The organism is Chryseobacterium daecheongense, assembly GCA_027920525.1.
GTDB classification, from domain to species: Bacteria; Bacteroidota; Bacteroidia; order Flavobacteriales; family Weeksellaceae; genus Chryseobacterium; species Chryseobacterium proteolyticum.
This window is the reverse complement of record CP115858.1, coordinates 2,217,362-2,235,454: the sequence shown is the minus strand read 5'-3', so window position 1 is coordinate 2,235,454 and position 18,093 is coordinate 2,217,362. Positions and strand designations below refer to the sequence as shown.

Sequence of the window (18,093 nt, the reverse complement as noted above, 5' to 3'; positions counted from 1 at the left end):
ACAATTTAATTTTTGGACTTAGAATCTTGAACTTCCATGTCTTTTTAGTAAATTTGTCAACCTTTATAATTTAAAATAAAATAATAAAAATAATATGAATCTTCACGAGTATCAATCAAAAGAGATTTTATCAAAGTATGGAGTAGCTATCCAACGTGGTTTCGTTGCAAACAACGTAGATGAAGCTGTAGCTGCTGCTAAAAAACTAACTGCTGAAACTGGCGCTCAAGGGTGGGTAGTAAAAGCTCAGATCCACGCAGGTGGTCGTGGTAAAGGTGGTGGTGTAAAGTTCTCTCCAAACATGGATAAGCTTAAAGAAAACGCTCAGAACATCATCGGAATGCAGTTGGTAACTCCACAAACTTCTGCTGAGGGTAAAAAAGTAAATTCTGTTTTGGTTGCAGAGGATGTATATTATCCGGGTGAAACAGAAACTAAAGAATTCTATGTTTCTATTTTATTAGACAGAGCTGAAGGTAAAAATACAATCGTATATTCTACTGAAGGTGGTATGGATATCGAACATGTTGCTGAAGTAACACCTCATTTGATTCACAAAGAAATCATTGATCCTGCTTTAGGTCTTCAAGGTTTCCAGGCTAGAAAGATTGCTTTCAACTTAGGTCTTGAAGGAAATGCTTTCAAAGAATTTGTAAAATTCATCGGTTCTCTTTACAACGCATATACAGGAATTGATGCTTCTCTTTTCGAAATCAACCCTGTTTTAAAAACTTCTGATAATAAAATTATCGCAGTAGATGCTAAAGTAACTTTAGATGACAACTCATTGTTCCGTCACAAAGATTTAGCTGAGCTAAGAGATACCAGAGAAGAAGATCCAATGGATGTTGAAGCTGGTGAAGCTGGTCTTAACTTCGTAAAATTAGATGGTAACGTTGCTTGTATGGTAAACGGTGCGGGTCTTGCGATGGCGACTATGGATATCATTAAATTATCAGGTGGTAATCCTGCTAACTTCCTTGACGTTGGAGGAACTGCTGATGCTCAGAGAGTACAGACTGCTTTCGGAATTATCTTAAGAGATCCGAACGTAAAAGCAATCTTAATCAACATCTTCGGAGGTATCGTAAGATGTGATAGAGTAGCTCAGGGTGTTGTAGATGCTTACAAAGCGATGGGAAGCTTACCAGTTCCATTGATCGTGAGATTACAGGGAACCAATGCAGTTGAAGCTAAGAAATTAATTGACGAGTCTGGTCTTCCGGTACACTCTGCAATTACTTTAGAGGAAGCTGCTAACAAAGTAAAAGAAGTATTAGCATAAGCTAGCTACTTATTATAAAAATTAAAACCGCTTGAAAAAGCGGTTTTTTTATTTTCTATTTGTCCTGATTTGATGTAGGACTGCTATTGCTTTCTCCTCCTGTAATATTGATGCTGGTCGGGGTTACTAACAGGATGTTATCCGAATCAAGACGTTGCTTGATCTTCATATATGCATCACTCTTTACGCGGGTGATGTTGGCTCCAATGGTCATCCAGAATTTAGCCTGTAGATTGAATATCCCTTGTTTAAGATCGGTAAATACAACCTCAGCAGTATCCAGTTTGTCTACATATTCTAATCCTTTTATTACTTCCAGAATTCCCATTTGCGCCTTGTTGATATCTTCATCAGCCGGAATTTCAAAATTCAGGATTATTCTTCTCTGCGGAGAAGCAGTGATATTTGAAAAAGGAGAATTAAAAATGACCTGATTGGGAATATAAACCTTTTTACCGTCATCGGTTATAATCTTTGTTGTCAGAAAACCAATTTCCTGTACTGTTCCTGAGTTATTACCGATAGATACATAATCACCCACTTTAAAGGCTTTATCGATTCCAATAAGCATTCCTGAAAATATACTGGACACCAGATCCTTTAAAGCAACCCCGGCGATAACCCCTGCAACTCCCAGACTTCCGATGAATTTCCATAGAAAACTGCTGAATCCCATTATTTCTAATGCAATAAAACTACCCATTAGCATAATGATAAACCGGAATACGGCCAGTAAAGTTACCAATGAACTTTCTTTTTCACTTTTAGGAAATAATTTATGAAAGAGCTTTACGGCAAGTTTACTTAAATATTTACTTGAAAATAAGAAGAAAGAAAAAACCAGTATGCCCACAATCAATTTAGGGGTCAGTTCTGCAAATTTTAAATACCAGCTTTGTAGAACTCTGTAGACCACTTCAACATAGCTTAAACCAATTTTCTCCATGTATTAATTTTTTTTAATTTAATATGTAATTTTTCATCAAAAATTTTGCCAGTTTCAAAAAGTCTACTAAATTTGTAGACTAATAAACGATAATGTTATGTCAATCAAACTAGGAGATACCGCACCCAATTTTCAGGCAGAAACTACTGCCGGTGATCTTGACTTTTATAATTATCTGGGAGATTCCTGGGGGATTTTATTCTCGCACCCTGCAGATTATACTCCGGTTTGCACTACGGAGCTTGGCTTTACATCAAAGCTAAAGTCCGAATTTGAAGCAAGGAAAACCAAAGTAATTGCATTGAGTGTAGATGGAGTAGAAGACCATCAGAACTGGATCCGGGACATTAATGAAACTCAAAATACGGATGTGCAATTTCCTATTATTGCAGATAAAGACAGGAAAATTTCGGAATTGTATGATTTCATCCATCCTAATGCTTCAGCAACTGCAACCGTACGCTCTTTGCTTATCATTGATCCGGATAAAAAAGTACGTTTGATTATAACTTATCCTGCTTCTACGGGAAGGAATTTTAATGAAATTATAAGGGTTCTTGACTCTCTTCAATTGGTGGATTCCCATAAAGTGGCTACCCCTGTAAACTGGAAAAATGGAGAAGATGTCATTATTCCACCGTCTATATCAACAGAAGAAGCCCGGGAAATTTTTCCTAAAGGCGTTACAGAAATAAAGCCGTATTTAAGATATACGCCTCAACCGAATACATGATTTATTTGATTTTTTATAGTTTAGTTTTAATTTGTACGAAAAGCGCCTCGAAATTATTCGAGACGCTTTTATCTTTTTTAAGAAAAATAATTTTCTTAACGACTAGTTTTTAACGTCGTTTATGATTTGTTTTCCTTTAGATGTAGGTAAGAAAATGCTAAATCCTACGTTGAAGGTAAGGGTAGAAGTTAAACCGTTTTTACCGAAACCTGCAACACCATTGTATTTAACAAGTCCTTCAACACCGATGTTAGGTGTAATGAAGTAAGAGTATCCCGGACCTGCACCGAAATCTAACCCAGTGGTAGAGTTTCCTCCTTCGGTAGACGTTCCTCCAATACCAACGTTACCTTCGAAGAACCAACGTCCGTGATGTAAAAGATTATCTATACCTTTTTCACCTGGTGATACATAGTAACGACCTAAAGCCCCTACTTTGTAGACAAAGTTTGTAGGTGATCCTTTTGCAACTTTGTTAAATCCTAAATCAACATATCCTCCAAGTGCTACGTTATCTTCAATGAAATAAGCCGCTTTCGGTTGTAAAGAGATGTTATATCCTCCTCCCGTATTAAGACCAAAATTACTAGCTACAATACTACTACCAACCATCCAGTTACCTTTTTGAATCTGAGCATTGGCTGTTGTTGTTAATCCTGCTACCGCTACTATTCCTGCTAAAATTAGTTTTTTCATAATTTATAATTTTAATAATTAATGCTTATTTATTCTATGGGTGGTGAAAATCAATAAATGTGCCATAGTACTCATTTTTAGCTAATTTTACTAAAATAATGTTAAATTAAGAAAAATGAAAATCAAATTAATTTCCTTGTTTTATTGAATAAAATATAATTTTAGACAAGAAGTAATATAATGGAAACAACCAGTCCTAGAGCAGTAAAAAGCATTCCGCGTTTGAATGCTTTTGTTTTTGGATTAAACATCCAGAAGCTTGAGATCACAAAGAAGAATAGGGCAATTCCAAAAAAAGTGTTAAGAGGTGATAGTGTCTCTTTTGACTGGGATTTATGAAGTTTTGTCATTTTATCCAGGACAAATGGCAGCTCTTTTTTTACGTACTTTGCCTCCCCGGTTACCAGGTTATAGGCTCCCTGTTTGAAATATGCGATGTTTCCGATTCTATTTTCGATTTCTAGGTTTTTAATTTTTAATTCTTTTCCCAATTCCTTTTCAGAAAGGTTTTTAGCTACAATTTTGTCGTAATTTTTCTCCTTTTTTAAAAAGTCTGTATCCCTGTAAACCAGCAATACACCGCTTATCGCATAAACAGCCATAATTCCCGCAAGGAAGTATCCTAAGTAACGATGCGTAATCCTCATGAAACTTCTGGTATCTTTTATTTTATCCATATTTTATCGTTTTGCTTTTATTTTTTTAAATTTCAAAAGTGGAAACTGCAAAAATGCAGTTCCCACTTTTATTGAATAATTTTTATATTAAGAATTCTAAAGTCTGTATGTCAATGTAAAATAATAGTTTCTAGGTGTGATCGGATTCACTGAATAATTCTCATGAACATTGTAGTTTACGACATCAAACAGGTTGCCCACTTTACCCTGAATAGAGAACTTATTCCAACTGTAACCGACACTTATATCAACCGTCGTGAATCCATTAATATCAATCATTCTTGTTTGTTGTAATTGCCCTTTTACATCATTCCAGCCTGCTTGTCTTTTTCCGGTATAGAATGCTGTAGCTCCTAGCTTCAGGCCTTTTGCAAAATCCGTGAAGGTATAAAAAATAGACGCATTTGCTGTAAGGGCAGGAGTTCTTACCAATCTTTGATCTTCAACAAATCCGTTATCTGGAGTTTTTGTATACACAGTATTATTGTAAGAAATACCTCCTATTAAAGACAGGTATTTTGTTGGGTTTCCTGTGATATCCAATTCAACACCTCTACTTCTTATATTGCCGGCATATACTTTATATAATGCCACCTTGTTATCTGCAAGATATGGAGATGTGTAAGCATCCCTGTTATTTATTTGATAAGCTGTTAAGTTTACAGCGATAGCATTGTTCCATAAATTTTTCTTAACCCCTACTTCGTATTGATCAATTGTTGATGCTTTTAAAGATAGATTGTTTACATCAAACCCTGAATTAGGTGAGAATGAATTAGTATACGTTGCAAAAACAGATAAATTATCATTAGGATTATAGATTAATCCTACTTTTGGCGATAAGGCATGAGCTTGTAAACCGCTGTTTACTGTAGGCGTTTCTGTTCCTTTTAAGAAATCTTTTACTTCTGTATCTTCATTTTTTAAATAAGACCATCTTATTCCTGCCAATACTTTAAACTCTTTGCTGAGGCTGATCAAGTCTTGTGCATAAAGACCAAATCTTTTCGTCGCTATTCTGTTTCTTGATGATCTATAAGTTTCAGGCATAACACCTTCATTAGACCATGTGGAAGAATTATTTAAATATAATGTTCCATAGTTAATGCTGGTAGGATTAGTAAAGTTGTAAGCATAAGTATCAGCTAAACCATAGTCTCCATCTGCTCCAAATAGAACCTTATGGATAATATTTCCGGTTTTAAATTCTCCATTTAGGTTAACTTGTAATGAAGTGTAATTTTGTTCAGTATAATTTCTTCCCAAAGTTCTGTTCCAGGATGGGTCAAAATTTCCTTTTGCGGATTCATACTGCCATTGAATTCTTTCTGTTGAAAAATAATCTTTTGTATAATTCTGGTAGGAAGCAACTGCATTTAGACTCCATTTACTGTTCAATTGATGGTTTAAAACAACGTCTGTAGTGGCTTGTTGGTTGGTTTGATATTGCCAGTTGGCACCTAAAAAACTCCTGCGGTCAACTTCAGTAGCTAACCTGGATATTCCAGTGGTTTTATCAGTAACACTTCCAATTCCAAAATCAGGAGTGAAATTATGATATAAATAATCACCCTCTACAATTAGTTGTGTGTTTTCACTCAAATTAAAAACAAAAGACGGGTTGAAATAATGCTTTTTAGATTCTACCATATCTCTGAAACTTTCGGCATATTCATAAGTTCCATTGACTCTGAAGGCTACCTTTTGGCTTAAAGGTCCATAAATGTCAAATACAGGTTTATAAGAATTCCAGCTTCCACCGTTTAATCCGACAGATCCACCAAATTCAAATCTTGGTTTTTTAGTTATAAGGTTTACAATTCCACCTGGCCCTACATTACCATATAACATAGCATTTGCACCTTTTAAAACTTCAACTCTTTCAAGTCCACTTACTTCAGGAAAAACTCCACTGTTTACTCTTGCTCCATTTTTGAAGATATTATCATTTCCAAATATAAAACCTCTTCCTCCAAAGCTATCCTGAGATCCTCCTCTTGCAGATGTCAAATAAATACCATTCACATTTTTAATAACATCACTTAGCTGCTTTGCTTGTTGCTGCTCAATAATTTCATGAGTTACAATAGCTATGGGCTGAGGGTTTTCCATTACTGTCAGGTTTGATTTTGTAGATAATGTTCTTGCCTGGTTAGGATTTCCTGTTTTATGAAGATTGATGTCCTCAATGGTTTGAATTCTGATGGTGTCTGCTTCAGCATTTTTCATCTGTGAACTCACTGAAACAGCAGTAAATAGAAGACCTAAAGAAAGTAATTGTCTTTTCATTTTATTTTTATATAGAACAGTTTTAAATAAGCCGCAAATGTAAGTATTTGTTTAGAATAGATAAAAATAGTTTTATGATTTTAATCATATTTTCCGACTTGGTGAGATGGATTATTTCTATAGTTCCTTTAGATCGGGGAATAGAGAAGTTTTTATGAATATATTTGTTAAAAATTATAATATGCAATTGGTAAAAGCAGGGCTTTGTGCCTTTGGAATGAGTGGAAAAATTTTCCATGCACCCTTTTTGAAGGAGCATCCGGGATTTTTTATTGCTGCTGTGGTTGAAAGAAGTAAAGAAGAGTCTAAGGATCAATATCCGGAAGCAACCATTTACCGTTCTGTGGAAGAAATGCTTCAGCATGCAGATGTAGAGCTGGTCATTATCAATACACCGGTTCAGACACATTATGAATATGCCAAAAAAGCATTGGAAGCGGGTAAGAACATTATTGTGGAAAAACCTTTTACCGTAAATGTTTCTGAAGCGGAAGAACTGGTACAACTGGCTGAGGAAAAAGGACTGTTTCTTAGTGTATATCAAAACCGAAGATTTGACCGGGATTTTTTACAGGTTCAAAAAATTCTGGGTGAAGGAAAATTAGGAAACATTAAAGAGGTTGAGATCCGTTTTGACCGGTTCCGGACTACACCCAGCGGAAAACAACATAAAGAAAGCCCCGATCAATTGGGAGCCGGGTCACTTCATGATTTAGGAGCTCATTTGGTAGATCAGGCTGTACAATATTTTGGATATCCTGAAAAACTTTTTGCAGATGTATTTTCTATGAAAGGAGCGACGTTTGCCAACGATTATTTTGAGATTCTGTTATTTTATAAAGACGCTTTGAGAGTAAGGCTTAAATCTTCTGTTTTTAGTAAAGAAGGTCATTATGCCTATACCATTCATGGAGACCGGGGAACTTTCCTGCAGGAGAGAACCGATAATCAGGAAAATGAATTGGTAGGAGGCGCTGTTCCCACGTACGGAAAGGAATGGACACAGCCTTTGAAAGAAGCGGATGGAATTTTAAACTTTTTGAATGATCATTCAGAAACAGAAAGAGTGCTTACCTCAAGTGAAGCTGGAGATTATATGAATTACTATCAGCAGATTTACGAACATATCGTGTTTGGATATGCATTGCCATCTCCTGGAAAAGAAGTTATTCAGAATATGAAAATCATTGATGCTTCTTTAGAAAGTGCAAAAGAAGAAAAAGTAATTAAACTATAAAGATCAATTGTGAATGAGTTCAAAGTTTATGGTTGATATTCTTTAAAAATAAATTCCTCCTACTCTCTAACTCTTTGGACTCATTCATAACTGATCGTTTTATTTTAAAGGAGCTCCTGAAGTTCCAGCCATCTCATTTCATGGTTTTCCAGTTTTTCTGAAACCGTTTCCAACTCTGAAGAAAGCTTAGCTATTTTCTCATAATCTACTTCATTGTTAAGTTTGTCCAGAATTTTGGAGCGCTGTTCTTCAAGTTCAGGCATTTCTTTTTCAATCGTGTCAAGTTCCCTCTGCTCTTTGAAACTTAATTTTCGTTTCGTACTGGAAGGTGGTGTATTTTCCACTACAGGAACAGTTTCCTTAACCGGCTCAGTCTTTACAGCCGTATTTTTTTCTAATGCTTCCTCGCGACTTCTGGCTTCCCTGTATTCTGAGAAGGTCCCTACAAAATCTCTGATTTTTCCATTGCCTTCAAAAGCCAAAACATGATCTACAATTCTGTCCATGAAATATCTGTCGTGGGAAACTATAATCAAAGATCCCTGGAACTGTTGAAGGAAGTTTTCAAGGACTGTTAATGTTGGAAGATCAAGATCATTCGTAGGCTCATCAAAAATCAAAAAATTAGGATTCTGATACAGGATATACATCAGGTGCAATCTTCTTTTTTCCCCACCGGATAATTTTGAAATAGGAGAATATTGCGTTTGATCATCAAATAAAAACAACCTTAAAAACTGTGATGCCGAAAGACTCTTTCCGTTGGCTAAAGGATAGAACTCGGCAATTTCTTTAATAAAGTCAATGACTCTCTCATCTTCTTTGTAAGTGAGCCCTTTTTGCGAAAAATAACCAAAAGAAATGGTTTCTCCTGTTTCTATTTCTCCTTTATCTGCTTTTTCAAGGCCCTGGATAATATTTAAAAGAGTAGATTTTCCCGCTCCGTTTTTACCTACGATTCCAACTTTCTCCCCACGTTGGAAAGAATAACTAAAATCTTTTAGTAAAACCTTCTCACCAAAACTTTTATCTATATTCTTTAATTCTAGAATTTTATTGCCAAGGCGTTTCATTTCAAAATCCAGTTCCAGACCTTGTTTTGAAGTGTCTGTTTTTGCTACTTTTTCAGTTTCGTAAAAAGCATCAATTCTGCTTTTAGATTTCGTGGTTCTTGCCTTAGGCTGTCTTCGCATCCACTCCAGCTCTTTTCTGTAAAGATTATTAGCCTTGTCAATGGTAGCATTAAGATTATCCTCTCTGATCATCTTATTTTCCAGATAGGTAGCATAAGAACCATTATGGAAATAAAGGTTTCCGTCTTCCATCTCCCAGATAATACCGCAGACACTATCAAGGAAATAACGGTCGTGGGTTACGAGCAGTAAAGTAATCTTGGCTTTATTAAGATAGTTTTCAAGCCACTCTACCATTTCCACATCCAAATGGTTGGTTGGCTCGTCCATTATCAGTAATGTATGACGATGTTCTGCCCTGGTTTCCGTTAAAAGCTTGGCCAGTGCAACGCGCTTGATCTGTCCTCCGGAAAGTGTTCCCATCCTGGCTTCGAGATTTGTGATCTTAAGTTGGGAAAGGATTTGTTTCATCTCATTTTCCAGATCCCAGGCTTTATGGGCCTCCATATCCGCAAGAGCCTTCTCGATAAAATCAAGGTCCGTTGAGTGGAGTGACTGATGATAATTTTTAAGCGCTGTAATGGGAGCTGAATCAAGGGTCATCATGAATTCCTCAATGGTAAGTGTCGGATCATAATCAATTTCCTGGTCAAATAAAACAACCTGTATATCTTTATTGATAATTACATTTCCACTATCTGCAATTTCTTTTCCCATAAGGATCTTGAGCAGGGTAGATTTTCCACTTCCGTTTTTAGCAACAATGGCTATTTTGTCTCCTTCATTAATATTGAAAGAAATATTTTTGAATAAAACTTTTAGTCCGTAAGATTTGGTAAGGTTTTCAGCAGCAACGTAATTCATTTCTATAAAGATTTCGTAGCGCGAAAATACGAAATATTGAAGGTTTTACTGGATAAAATATTTTCTTTGGTTTTTTGAATGAGGTAAAGGGCTGACAGATTTTGTTTGCTAATTTATAATCCTTTTTTACCTTCGATCCAATAAGCCTGTGATCTTACATTGGTGGAATGAACACCTTTTTCTTTCAGATATCTGCGTAAAAAGGACATCGTTTTTCCGTTTCCTGTCAAATAAAACGTGACTTCTTGGTTTTCAATGGCTTTTCGCTCTTCGTGGAGAAATTCATTGATTTGATTTAATATTGCCATCCAGTTGTTTTTAGAAGTATAGTAGCCGTATAAATCAAGTTTTTCGAGGCTTAAAGGATCTTCAAGCTCATGCAGGCAAACAAAGGATTTAGAAGTTTTTTCTGCGGCCTCCCGGATGGCAATTGAACTTCCCAGGGAAGTCTCATCTCCGATTGAAAAATGAATTTTAGCCTCATGATCAAAGAATCTTTTTCCACGCGGTATAATCATTTTAATAGAATCCCCGGCTGTCAGTTGGTTGATGAAGTGACATCCTGCAGCTTGGGTGTCATGTACATGGAAAAGGATATCAAAACTTCCTTTTTCTTTATCAAAATGAAAAGGGGAATAGTTTCTGAAATCCCGGTCATTGATACGGAACCCTACCGCATATGCAGGTTCAAAGTAAACATCTGAGAGGTCGGTTTCAAAAGTTATCTGTTTAAGATCATCTGAAATATAGGTAGTTCTTGTAACGGTACAGTCTTTAAATTTTGATGGTAATAGATTTTCAACAGCGTCGTTGATCCATTTTGGTAAACTAGACATAATGATATTTTATTGCAAAGGAAGCTGCAAATGACAAAAATATCAATGGCCATTTTATGGAATTGATTGGACTATTCGTGGTTTACGAATTACTTTTTGCTTTTATTACGGAAAGATAATGGAGAGACTCCTTCCGATCTGGAAAAGAGACGTGAAAAGTAAGTATGATCATTATATCCCAGCTGATAGGCTATTTCTTTAACCGTGCAATTGGTGAAAAACAATAATCTTTTAGCTTCTATCAAAACTTCCTGTTGAATCCAGTATGATGGAGATTTTCCTGTTGCCTTGCTGATTACCTCAGTTAAATATCCTGGTGAAATGTTCATGATTTCTGCATACCCAGATGCGCTTTTCTGTGTAATGAAATTTTTTCTTACCAGGATCCTGAATTGTCTGGCCAACTCTAATGTTCTGTTTTCTTTTTGTTTTTTATGAGAGCTTTCATTCAGAAAGTGAGAAGCAAACATTCCGGTATAAGCATTAAGCAAAGATTTTATGATAAAGAAATTTTCTTTTGTGGCCATCATCTCTTCTGTGCATGATTCAAAAAGAACCTGAGCCAATTTGTTGAATTTTTCAGACTCGGAATTGCTTACAGGTAAAGGCATAATATCCACGAGATATTCTTCAAAAGCTGAGCGGACAAAGTCAGGAACCAGGTCAACGTTTAAAGCAATGAACCATCCACAAGCATTATTCATAAGAAGGCCCTGATGGACCTGACCAGGTAAAACACAGTAAATATGTCCGTTTTTAGCCTCAATGATTTTAAAATCCACCATCATTTTTACATGTCCGGTTTGGAGAAATGTAAAGATATAATGACTATCCCTGTGGATTCCTTTATCTAAAAGATTATCCTCCGAACTGTTGATTCGGTCCGTGATTCTTTCCACAATAAAACCATGATCGGAGATCGTACTGAGATCGTAGGTGGGAATTGTCTGTCTCATGTTGAATTATAAAATCAAAGCTAATAAGGTCTTACTGCGATAGCTTATCGTATTGCTTTTGAAAAATTTAACTAAACAAAGATAAAATTTAATAATATGTTATGAGCTTTTAATCCTGTAAATAAAGATTTTTGTGTCAAACCTTTACCATGAAAAAACTTAATTCCTTATTGTTCCTATTCTGTGTGTTGTTTGCTAATGCCCAGATAATTTCAGGAACTGTCCTTTCGAGAGATGAAAACCGGCCTATTCCTTATGTTAAAATAGGAGTTGAAAAAGAAAATATAGGTGTAATTTCCGATGAGAAAGGTAATTTTACTATTGACCTTTCCAAGGTGAATACTTCAGGAAAGATAAGGATAGAAGTTCCGGGATATGATAGTTATACAGTAGGTTTTCAGGATTTTATAAAAAACAGTACACAAAAGATTTTTTTAAAGGAAAAAGTACAGCATATCCGGGAAGTGAAATTGTCCCCTAAAAAGTTAGTAGATAAAAACTGGGGTGTCAATACAAAGACGAAAAGTGTCATGTACTCTGTAAATCCACAATTTAAGAAGGAAGACTTTTTGGGTGAAACAGCATTGGAATTTAATGCAAACAAAAGATCAAAAATAAAGAATATCAACCTGAATGTTGCAAGTTATGTTTCCGACAGGCCCGTGTTAATGCGTTACAGTATTTATAGTGAAAAGAATGGTTTTCCGGACAAGAACATCCTCAATGAAGAGATTACAGTAAAGCTTACAGAAGATATGATACAATCCGGAACATATACATTGAGTGTTGATGATCGTAATATTTGGGTACAGGGTAAATTTTTTATAGGAATTCAGTTTTTACAGGAGTTTAACGGTAAAGTGAATATCAGTGCCGCTCTCTTCAGAACAGGCTTCCTGAGGAAGTTTTACGGGGAATGGCAAAAAGTAACCTTAGCTGCTCCTGCGATAAATATCGATGTAAAAGTAGATAAAACAGGAAAAAACATGGAAGAACAATTGGAGGATGAGAGTCTTGCTGATCTGATTCCCGACCTTAGCAAATATTTTGGTGAGGCAGATCAATCAGGTTATGGTAAAAATCAGGACATAGGTAAAATAGTTAAAGTGAAAAATGCAGATTTATACTATGAGGTATATGGTGAAGGAGAACCACTGGTACTGCTGCATGGAAATTCAGGAAGTATTAAAGATTTTTATCAGCAGATTCCTGTTCTTTCCAAACATTACAAGGTTATTGCTTTAGATACAAGAGGTCAGGGAAAAAGTACAGATTCATCGAAAAAAGATTTGACTTATTCGGGATTTGCCGATGACCTTAAAGCGGTGATTGATCATTTAGGACTTGAAAAGATACATATAGCAGGCTGGAGTGATGGCGGGAATACAGCCTTGGAGTTTGTTCTGAAATACCCTGAACGGGTGAACAAATTAGTGATTATCGGAGCTAACATTCAGCCTGATGGTGTAGATAAGCGTCTTGTAAACCATATGAAAACAGAACTTCAGGTTTTAGAAATTGAAAATAATCCTCAAAAGTTTAATCAGACCAGGATTTTAAAGATTATGCTCAAGGAACCTAACATCAGTACAGGATCTTTACATAAAATCCATAATCCCGTGTTGGTTATAGCGGGTGAAAATGATGTGATAAAAAAAGACCATACCGAATTGATCGCCAGAGAAATTCCGAATGCAAAACTGAGGATATACAAAAATGCAACCCATTTTGTGCCGTTTGAAGAAGCTCAACAGCTGAATGAAGATATGATGAAGTTTCTGGGAAAATAATTAATCCAATGTCATTCTTTTCATAGACCAGGAACTACCATTGTACATATCCAGGTCAACTTTAGTATTGATTCCGTGGACGATTCCGTTTTCAGTAAATTGCCAGAAATCCCAAGCGTCATCAGGAGACGGAGTGGGTACATCATTATAATTTGCCAGCCACAGAGGATATCCGTCGAATTCACCTTTCAGAAAATCTTTATAATAATGGTAGTAAGTATAGATAATGGGTTTAGTACCGTATGTCTCTTCTATGATTTTACACCATACCTTAAGGTCTTCAACCAGTTTTTTATTGGTTTTTCGTTTTGGAATTTTTTCAATGTCCAGAATAGGAGGGAGGTCTCCGGTTTCCAGCTTTACATTGGCAAGAAAGTTATTAGCCTGAATAATAGGGTCTTCATCTGCTCTGTAAAAGTGATATGCGCCTCTTATAAGCTCATGCTTTTTGGCCTGGGACCAGAATTCATCAAAATGTTTATCAGCATTTTTATTTCCCATGGTAGCCCTCATAACCACAAATTCCAACGGAATGGTTTTGTTTCCAATGCTTAAACTATCCCATTTGATATCTTCTTTATTTTGATAATGGGAAATATCGAATCCGTATGTTTTATCGAGATTATCAGTGAGGATTTTTTGAATTCTCAGAGTTTCCTTTTCATTATTATGAAGCTTTTTATGGGTAAACTTATTAAAGTACAAAGCATAATAGTAACTGATGGATTGTTTAAGGTAAAAACCTGTGCCAATAAGTGCTACGATAAGAATAGCCAATAAAATCTTTCGACGAAATAAATAGTTTTTCCGTCTTTTATTATGAATGTTTTTGGCCGCTTTTTTGGTGTACTTTTTTTTCGTCATAAAGTTTTGCAAAACTAACTTTTTAACAAGTAAAATGCTAAATAAAATCTGTAAATTTGTATACTATGGAAACACGCGAAAAGATCATCATCATCGGAGGAGGTTTTGCGGGGCTACAACTTGCGAAAACACTGAACAATAAAAATAAAAAAGTAATTGTTCTCGACAGGGTAAACCATCATATGTTTCAGCCGCTTTTTTATCAGGTAGCGTGTGGAAGGATTGAACCTTCCAATATTTCCTTTCCGTTCAGGAAAATTTTCCAGAGATCCAGAAATATTCAATTTCGTTTGACAGATGTTAAAGAGATCGATCCTTCTCAGAATAAAGTGATTACCGATGAAGCAGAGTTTCGTTATGATAAATTAATTATCGCAACCGGCTGTAAGACTAATTTCTTTGGGAATAAAGATCTGGAGGGTAAAGCTTTTGGAATGAAAAATACTCAGGAAGCGATTAGTATCAGAAATCATGTCTTAATGACTTTTGAGAAACTAATTCTTGAGAAAAGCAGAAGTGACGATGGAAACTGGAACATCGTTATTGTAGGTAGTGGTCCCACCGGTGTAGAGCTGGCTGGAGCCTTTGCCGAAATGAAAAAAGAAATCCTGCCGAGGGATTATCCTTACATGAATTTTGACCAGCTTAAAATTATTCTGGTCAGTTCGACGGAAAAACCACTTGCCGTAATGAGTGACGAAGCTCAGAATAAATCTGAAAAATACCTTAAGGACCTGGGGGTAACTTTTCTAAGTGGAGAAGTTGTTACCGAATATAACGGAGATAAGGTAATGATGAAAAGTGGAAAAGAAATCCCTTCGAACAATGTGATCTGGGCTGCAGGTGTTACGGGAAATGTAGTAGAAGGATTTCCTGAAGAAAAATTAATCAGAAACAGATATATAGTAGATCGATATAACAGAGTTAAAGGATACGATAACATTTTTGCGATCGGAGATATTGCTTATATGGAAACGCCTAAATATCCGCATGGTCACCCTCAGGTTGCGAATGTAGCGATAAATCAGGCAAAAAATCTGGGTAAAAATCTTTTGAAAAACAATGAAAGTGAGTGGAAAGAATACGAGTATAAAGATAAGGGTTCTTTGGCAACCATTGGAAAACATCGGGCAGTAGTAGATTTACCATTTATTAAATTTCAGGGGTTCCTGGCATGGTATTTCTGGATGTTTTTACACTTAATGCTTATTTTAAGTGTAAGAAATAAGCTGGCGGTATTTTTCAATTGGATGTGGAGCTATTTTAATAAAGATTCGTCCCTGAGGCTCATTATCTCACCTACTAAGAAAAATGGAACATTACAATGAGAATTGATATTATAAGCGTACTTCCTGAGTTGATGGAAAGTCCATTTCAGACTTCTATTTTGAGAAGAGCAATGGAAAAAGGGTTAGTAGAAGTACATTTTCACCACCTGAGAGAATGGGCAATAAACAAGCACAGGCAAATCGATGATGAGCCTTATGGAGGAGGAGCCGGTATGGTAATGATGGTTGAGCCATTGGATAAATGCATCTCCCAACTTAAGTCAGAGAGAAGTTATGATGAAGTGATCTATCTTACCCCTGATGGGGTTACCCTTAATCAGAAAATTGCAAACTCCCTTTCTATAAAAAATAACCTGATTTTTATTTGCGGACATTATAAAGGAATAGATCAAAGAGTAAGAGATCTGCATGTTACCAAAGAAATTTCAATCGGAGATTATGTTCTAACCGGGGGAGAACTTGCGGCGTGTGTCTTGGCTGACTCTATCATCCGGCTGATTCCGGGAGTGCTTAACGATGAACAGAGTGCTTTAACGGATAGTTTTCAGGATGATCTTCTTTCACCTCCGATTTATACAAGACCGGAAAATTATAAAGGATTAGAGGTTCCCAAGGTTTTGTTAAGCGGGAATTTTAAGCAAATAGAAGAATGGAGACATGAAGAGGCCGTTAGAATAACAAAACAGAAACGTCCTGACTTGCTATAATTTATTGATCATATTTTTAAATTTCGTCCTGTTTTTTTTCTTTTTTTGCAATTTCATATAAAAATGGAATAATAATTGCTATAGAAAGCAGAATAATAAAATAACAACTATTATGTTTTTATAGTTGTTTTTAATTAATATTAAGTATTATTTGCTGTTTTGATTTTGCTTTGTGCGATTTTAAAACGAATTTGTTAAAAGTTTTAATATATTATATTGATTTGATTAAACTGTTTGAAAAAAATTTCTTTTTAAGACAAAATCAAAACGAATATTTCGTAATTTAACCCGGGAAAAATTCGTAATTTCAAAATTAAAACTATTGATTGAATAGAAATATGTGTTGATGGAGCTTTTTACTTTTTATAATGTAGAAAATTTATTTTTACCGGACATAAAACCAATTCATAAATTAGATCCGACGAAATCGGGTTTGAGGAATTGGGATGAACGTAAATATAATAATAAGCTTTTCAAGATAGCAAATGTATTTCAATTGATCAAAGAAGAAAATGGGGTCTTACCATTTTTAATTGGTCTGTCCGAGGTTTCCGGAAGGAAAGTACTGGAAGATCTTGTGAAGATGGATCCTTTTCATTCTGAATTTGGAATTGTGCATTATAACTCCATGGATGAAAGAAAGGTAGATGTAGCCATGCTATATGATAAAAGCAAAATAGAAGTAATAGACTCGGAGGCTATTACATTCTTTTTTGAAATTAAAAATAAAAACACAGAATATTACGATACAACTAGAGATGTACTCTATTCAAAATTAAAATATAAAGGAGAGATTATTAATGTCTTTATCGCTCACCTTCCCTCAAAGAGAGAAAAAGATGTTAATAAGCCTAAGAGAGACTTTATATTAGCAGAAATTCGTAACAGAATTTTAAATATTGTGAATAGCAGCAATGAGCATGTTGTTTTGTGCGGCGATTTTAATGAAAATCCGGATGATGAAAATTTAACTAATATCCTTTATGATGATAATCATAATAAAATATTAGAAAATCCGTTTAATGAATTGTTTTCAACAGGAAATTTTTCTACTTTTCATTATAAATCTGGCTTATTGTTTGATCAGATTATATTGTCGAAGTCATTTTTCAATGATCAGAACAATATAGGATTGTCATTTCAAAGTGCCGAAATATTTAAATCTGAAAAGATAAGCAGCCGGAATAAACAATTTTCAGGTCGACCTTTCAGAACATATGCAGGTACGCGATATTTAGGTGGATATAGTGATCATTTTCCGGTTTTTGTAAAATTTAAAGAATAAAAAAAACATAAATAATAAAAAAAATTACAAGATGAAAAATTCAACAAATGCTAGCTATCATTTAGACTCAATCGACAAAGAAATTATCTACATGCTGATGGATAATGCTAAAACTTCTTTAGCCCATATCTCAAAACATGTAGGGATTTCGACAACTGCAGTGCACCAAAGAATCAAAAAGCTTGAGCACGCGGGAGTTATTGAGAATTCTATTTCATTTTTAAATCCAAAAAAAATAGGATATAAAGTTATTTCTTATATCGGAATCTTTTTGGATCAGCCTAGCCACTACCCAGATGTAGTAAAATCTTTAAAAGAAGTTAATGAAGTAGTAGAAGCTCATTACACCACAGGAAATTATACTATTTTCCTTAAAGTTCTTTGTAAAGACAATGACCACTTGATGCAGATCCTTAGTAAACTTCAAAAGTTAAAAGGAGTAACAAGAACCGAAACATTTATATCTCTGGAACAGGGAATAAGCAGACAACTGAAAGTATAATAAG

At 35.2% G+C, this 18,093-nt stretch carries 16 protein-coding genes; 8 read left to right on the top strand and 8 right to left on the bottom strand.

Features of this window, described 5'->3' with window-relative positions; all coding sequences use genetic code 11:
• Nucleotides 1-94 precede the first annotated feature (94 nt).
• Nucleotides 95-1,285, top strand: coding sequence for an ADP-forming succinate--CoA ligase subunit beta (gene sucC, locus PFY10_09865; protein ID WBV58753.1), 1,191 nt, complete (start codon nucleotides 95-97; stop codon nucleotides 1,283-1,285).
• Nucleotides 1,286-1,340: 55 nt separating this feature from the next.
• On the opposite strand, the gene PFY10_09860 is transcribed toward sucC, so the two are convergent.
• Nucleotides 1,341-2,231 (bottom strand): mechanosensitive ion channel family protein, encoded by an 891-nt coding sequence (locus PFY10_09860; protein ID WBV58752.1) that lies wholly within the window; start codon nucleotides 2,229-2,231, stop codon nucleotides 1,341-1,343.
• A 97-nt stretch (nucleotides 2,232-2,328) separates the two neighbouring features.
• Here PFY10_09860 and PFY10_09855 point away from each other — a divergent pair, with 97 nt between their 5' ends.
• Nucleotides 2,329-2,964, top strand: a complete 636-nt coding sequence (locus tag PFY10_09855) for a peroxiredoxin (GenBank protein ID WBV58751.1) — start codon at nucleotides 2,329-2,331, stop codon at nucleotides 2,962-2,964.
• 102 nt (nucleotides 2,965-3,066) lie between these two features.
• Here PFY10_09855 and PFY10_09850 read toward each other — a convergent pair whose 3' ends face one another.
• The 3 genes from PFY10_09850 to PFY10_09840 form a co-directional block, all read right to left on the bottom strand.
• Nucleotides 3,067-3,660 (bottom strand): hypothetical protein, encoded by a 594-nt coding sequence (locus PFY10_09850; GenBank protein WBV58750.1) that lies wholly within the window; start codon nucleotides 3,658-3,660, stop codon nucleotides 3,067-3,069.
• A gap of 161 nt (nucleotides 3,661-3,821) precedes the next feature.
• Entirely contained in the window at nucleotides 3,822-4,337 is a 516-nt protein-coding gene (locus PFY10_09845) for a hypothetical protein (GenBank protein ID WBV58749.1), read from the bottom strand.
• Between the two features lie 96 nt (nucleotides 4,338-4,433).
• Complete coding sequence (locus PFY10_09840) at nucleotides 4,434-6,626, bottom strand: TonB-dependent receptor (GenBank protein WBV58748.1); 2,193 nt, start codon at nucleotides 6,624-6,626, stop codon at nucleotides 4,434-4,436.
• Between the two features lie 181 nt (nucleotides 6,627-6,807).
• Here PFY10_09840 and PFY10_09835 point away from each other — a divergent pair, with 181 nt between their 5' ends.
• Nucleotides 6,808-7,863 carry a Gfo/Idh/MocA family oxidoreductase gene (locus tag PFY10_09835; protein WBV58747.1) on the top strand — a complete coding sequence of 352 codons (1,056 nt, stop codon included), beginning with the start codon at nucleotides 6,808-6,810 and terminating at the stop codon, nucleotides 7,861-7,863.
• Between the two features lie 104 nt (nucleotides 7,864-7,967).
• On the opposite strand, the gene PFY10_09830 is transcribed toward PFY10_09835, so the two are convergent.
• The 3 genes from PFY10_09830 to PFY10_09820 form a co-directional block, all read right to left on the bottom strand.
• A complete protein-coding gene (locus PFY10_09830; GenBank protein ID WBV58746.1) occupies nucleotides 7,968-9,860 on the bottom strand; it encodes an ABC-F family ATP-binding cassette domain-containing protein in 1,893 nt (630 codons plus the stop codon).
• Nucleotides 9,861-9,973: 113 nt separating this feature from the next.
• A complete protein-coding gene (locus PFY10_09825) occupies nucleotides 9,974-10,696 on the bottom strand; it encodes an SIP domain-containing protein (GenBank protein ID WBV58745.1) in 723 nt (240 codons plus the stop codon).
• Between the two features lie 89 nt (nucleotides 10,697-10,785).
• Complete coding sequence (locus PFY10_09820) at nucleotides 10,786-11,652, bottom strand: AraC family transcriptional regulator (protein ID WBV58744.1); 867 nt, start codon at nucleotides 11,650-11,652, stop codon at nucleotides 10,786-10,788.
• 149 nt (nucleotides 11,653-11,801) lie between these two features.
• On the opposite strand from PFY10_09820, the gene PFY10_09815 reads away from it, so the two are divergent.
• Nucleotides 11,802-13,442 carry an alpha/beta fold hydrolase gene (locus PFY10_09815; protein ID WBV58743.1) on the top strand — a complete coding sequence of 547 codons (1,641 nt, stop codon included), beginning with the start codon at nucleotides 11,802-11,804 and terminating at the stop codon, nucleotides 13,440-13,442.
• Here the strand turns inward: PFY10_09815 and PFY10_09810 are convergent, their stop codons facing one another.
• Nucleotides 13,443-14,306: a GH25 family lysozyme gene (locus tag PFY10_09810; GenBank protein WBV58742.1), complete on the bottom strand. Its 864-nt coding sequence runs from the start codon at nucleotides 14,304-14,306 to the stop codon at nucleotides 13,443-13,445. It abuts the gene before it with no gap.
• Nucleotides 14,307-14,371: 65 nt separating this feature from the next.
• Here PFY10_09810 and PFY10_09805 point away from each other — a divergent pair, with 65 nt between their 5' ends.
• The 4 genes from PFY10_09805 to PFY10_09790 all read left to right on the top strand — a co-directional run bounded on the left by PFY10_09805 (nucleotide 14,372) and on the right by PFY10_09790 (nucleotide 18,089).
• Complete coding sequence (locus PFY10_09805) at nucleotides 14,372-15,634, top strand: NAD(P)/FAD-dependent oxidoreductase (GenBank protein WBV58741.1); 1,263 nt, start codon at nucleotides 14,372-14,374, stop codon at nucleotides 15,632-15,634.
• On the top strand, nucleotides 15,631-16,302 hold the full coding sequence (trmD, locus tag PFY10_09800; GenBank protein WBV58740.1) for a tRNA (guanosine(37)-N1)-methyltransferase TrmD: 672 nt from the start codon (nucleotides 15,631-15,633) through the stop codon (nucleotides 16,300-16,302). Before PFY10_09805 ends, trmD begins: the two co-directional genes overlap by 4 nt.
• Nucleotides 16,303-16,648: 346 nt before the next feature.
• Nucleotides 16,649-17,587, top strand: coding sequence for an endonuclease (locus PFY10_09795; protein WBV58739.1), 939 nt, complete (start codon nucleotides 16,649-16,651; stop codon nucleotides 17,585-17,587).
• A gap of 31 nt (nucleotides 17,588-17,618) precedes the next feature.
• A complete protein-coding gene (locus PFY10_09790; protein ID WBV58738.1) occupies nucleotides 17,619-18,089 on the top strand; it encodes an Lrp/AsnC ligand binding domain-containing protein in 471 nt (156 codons plus the stop codon).
• Nucleotides 18,090-18,093 lie beyond the last annotated feature (4 nt).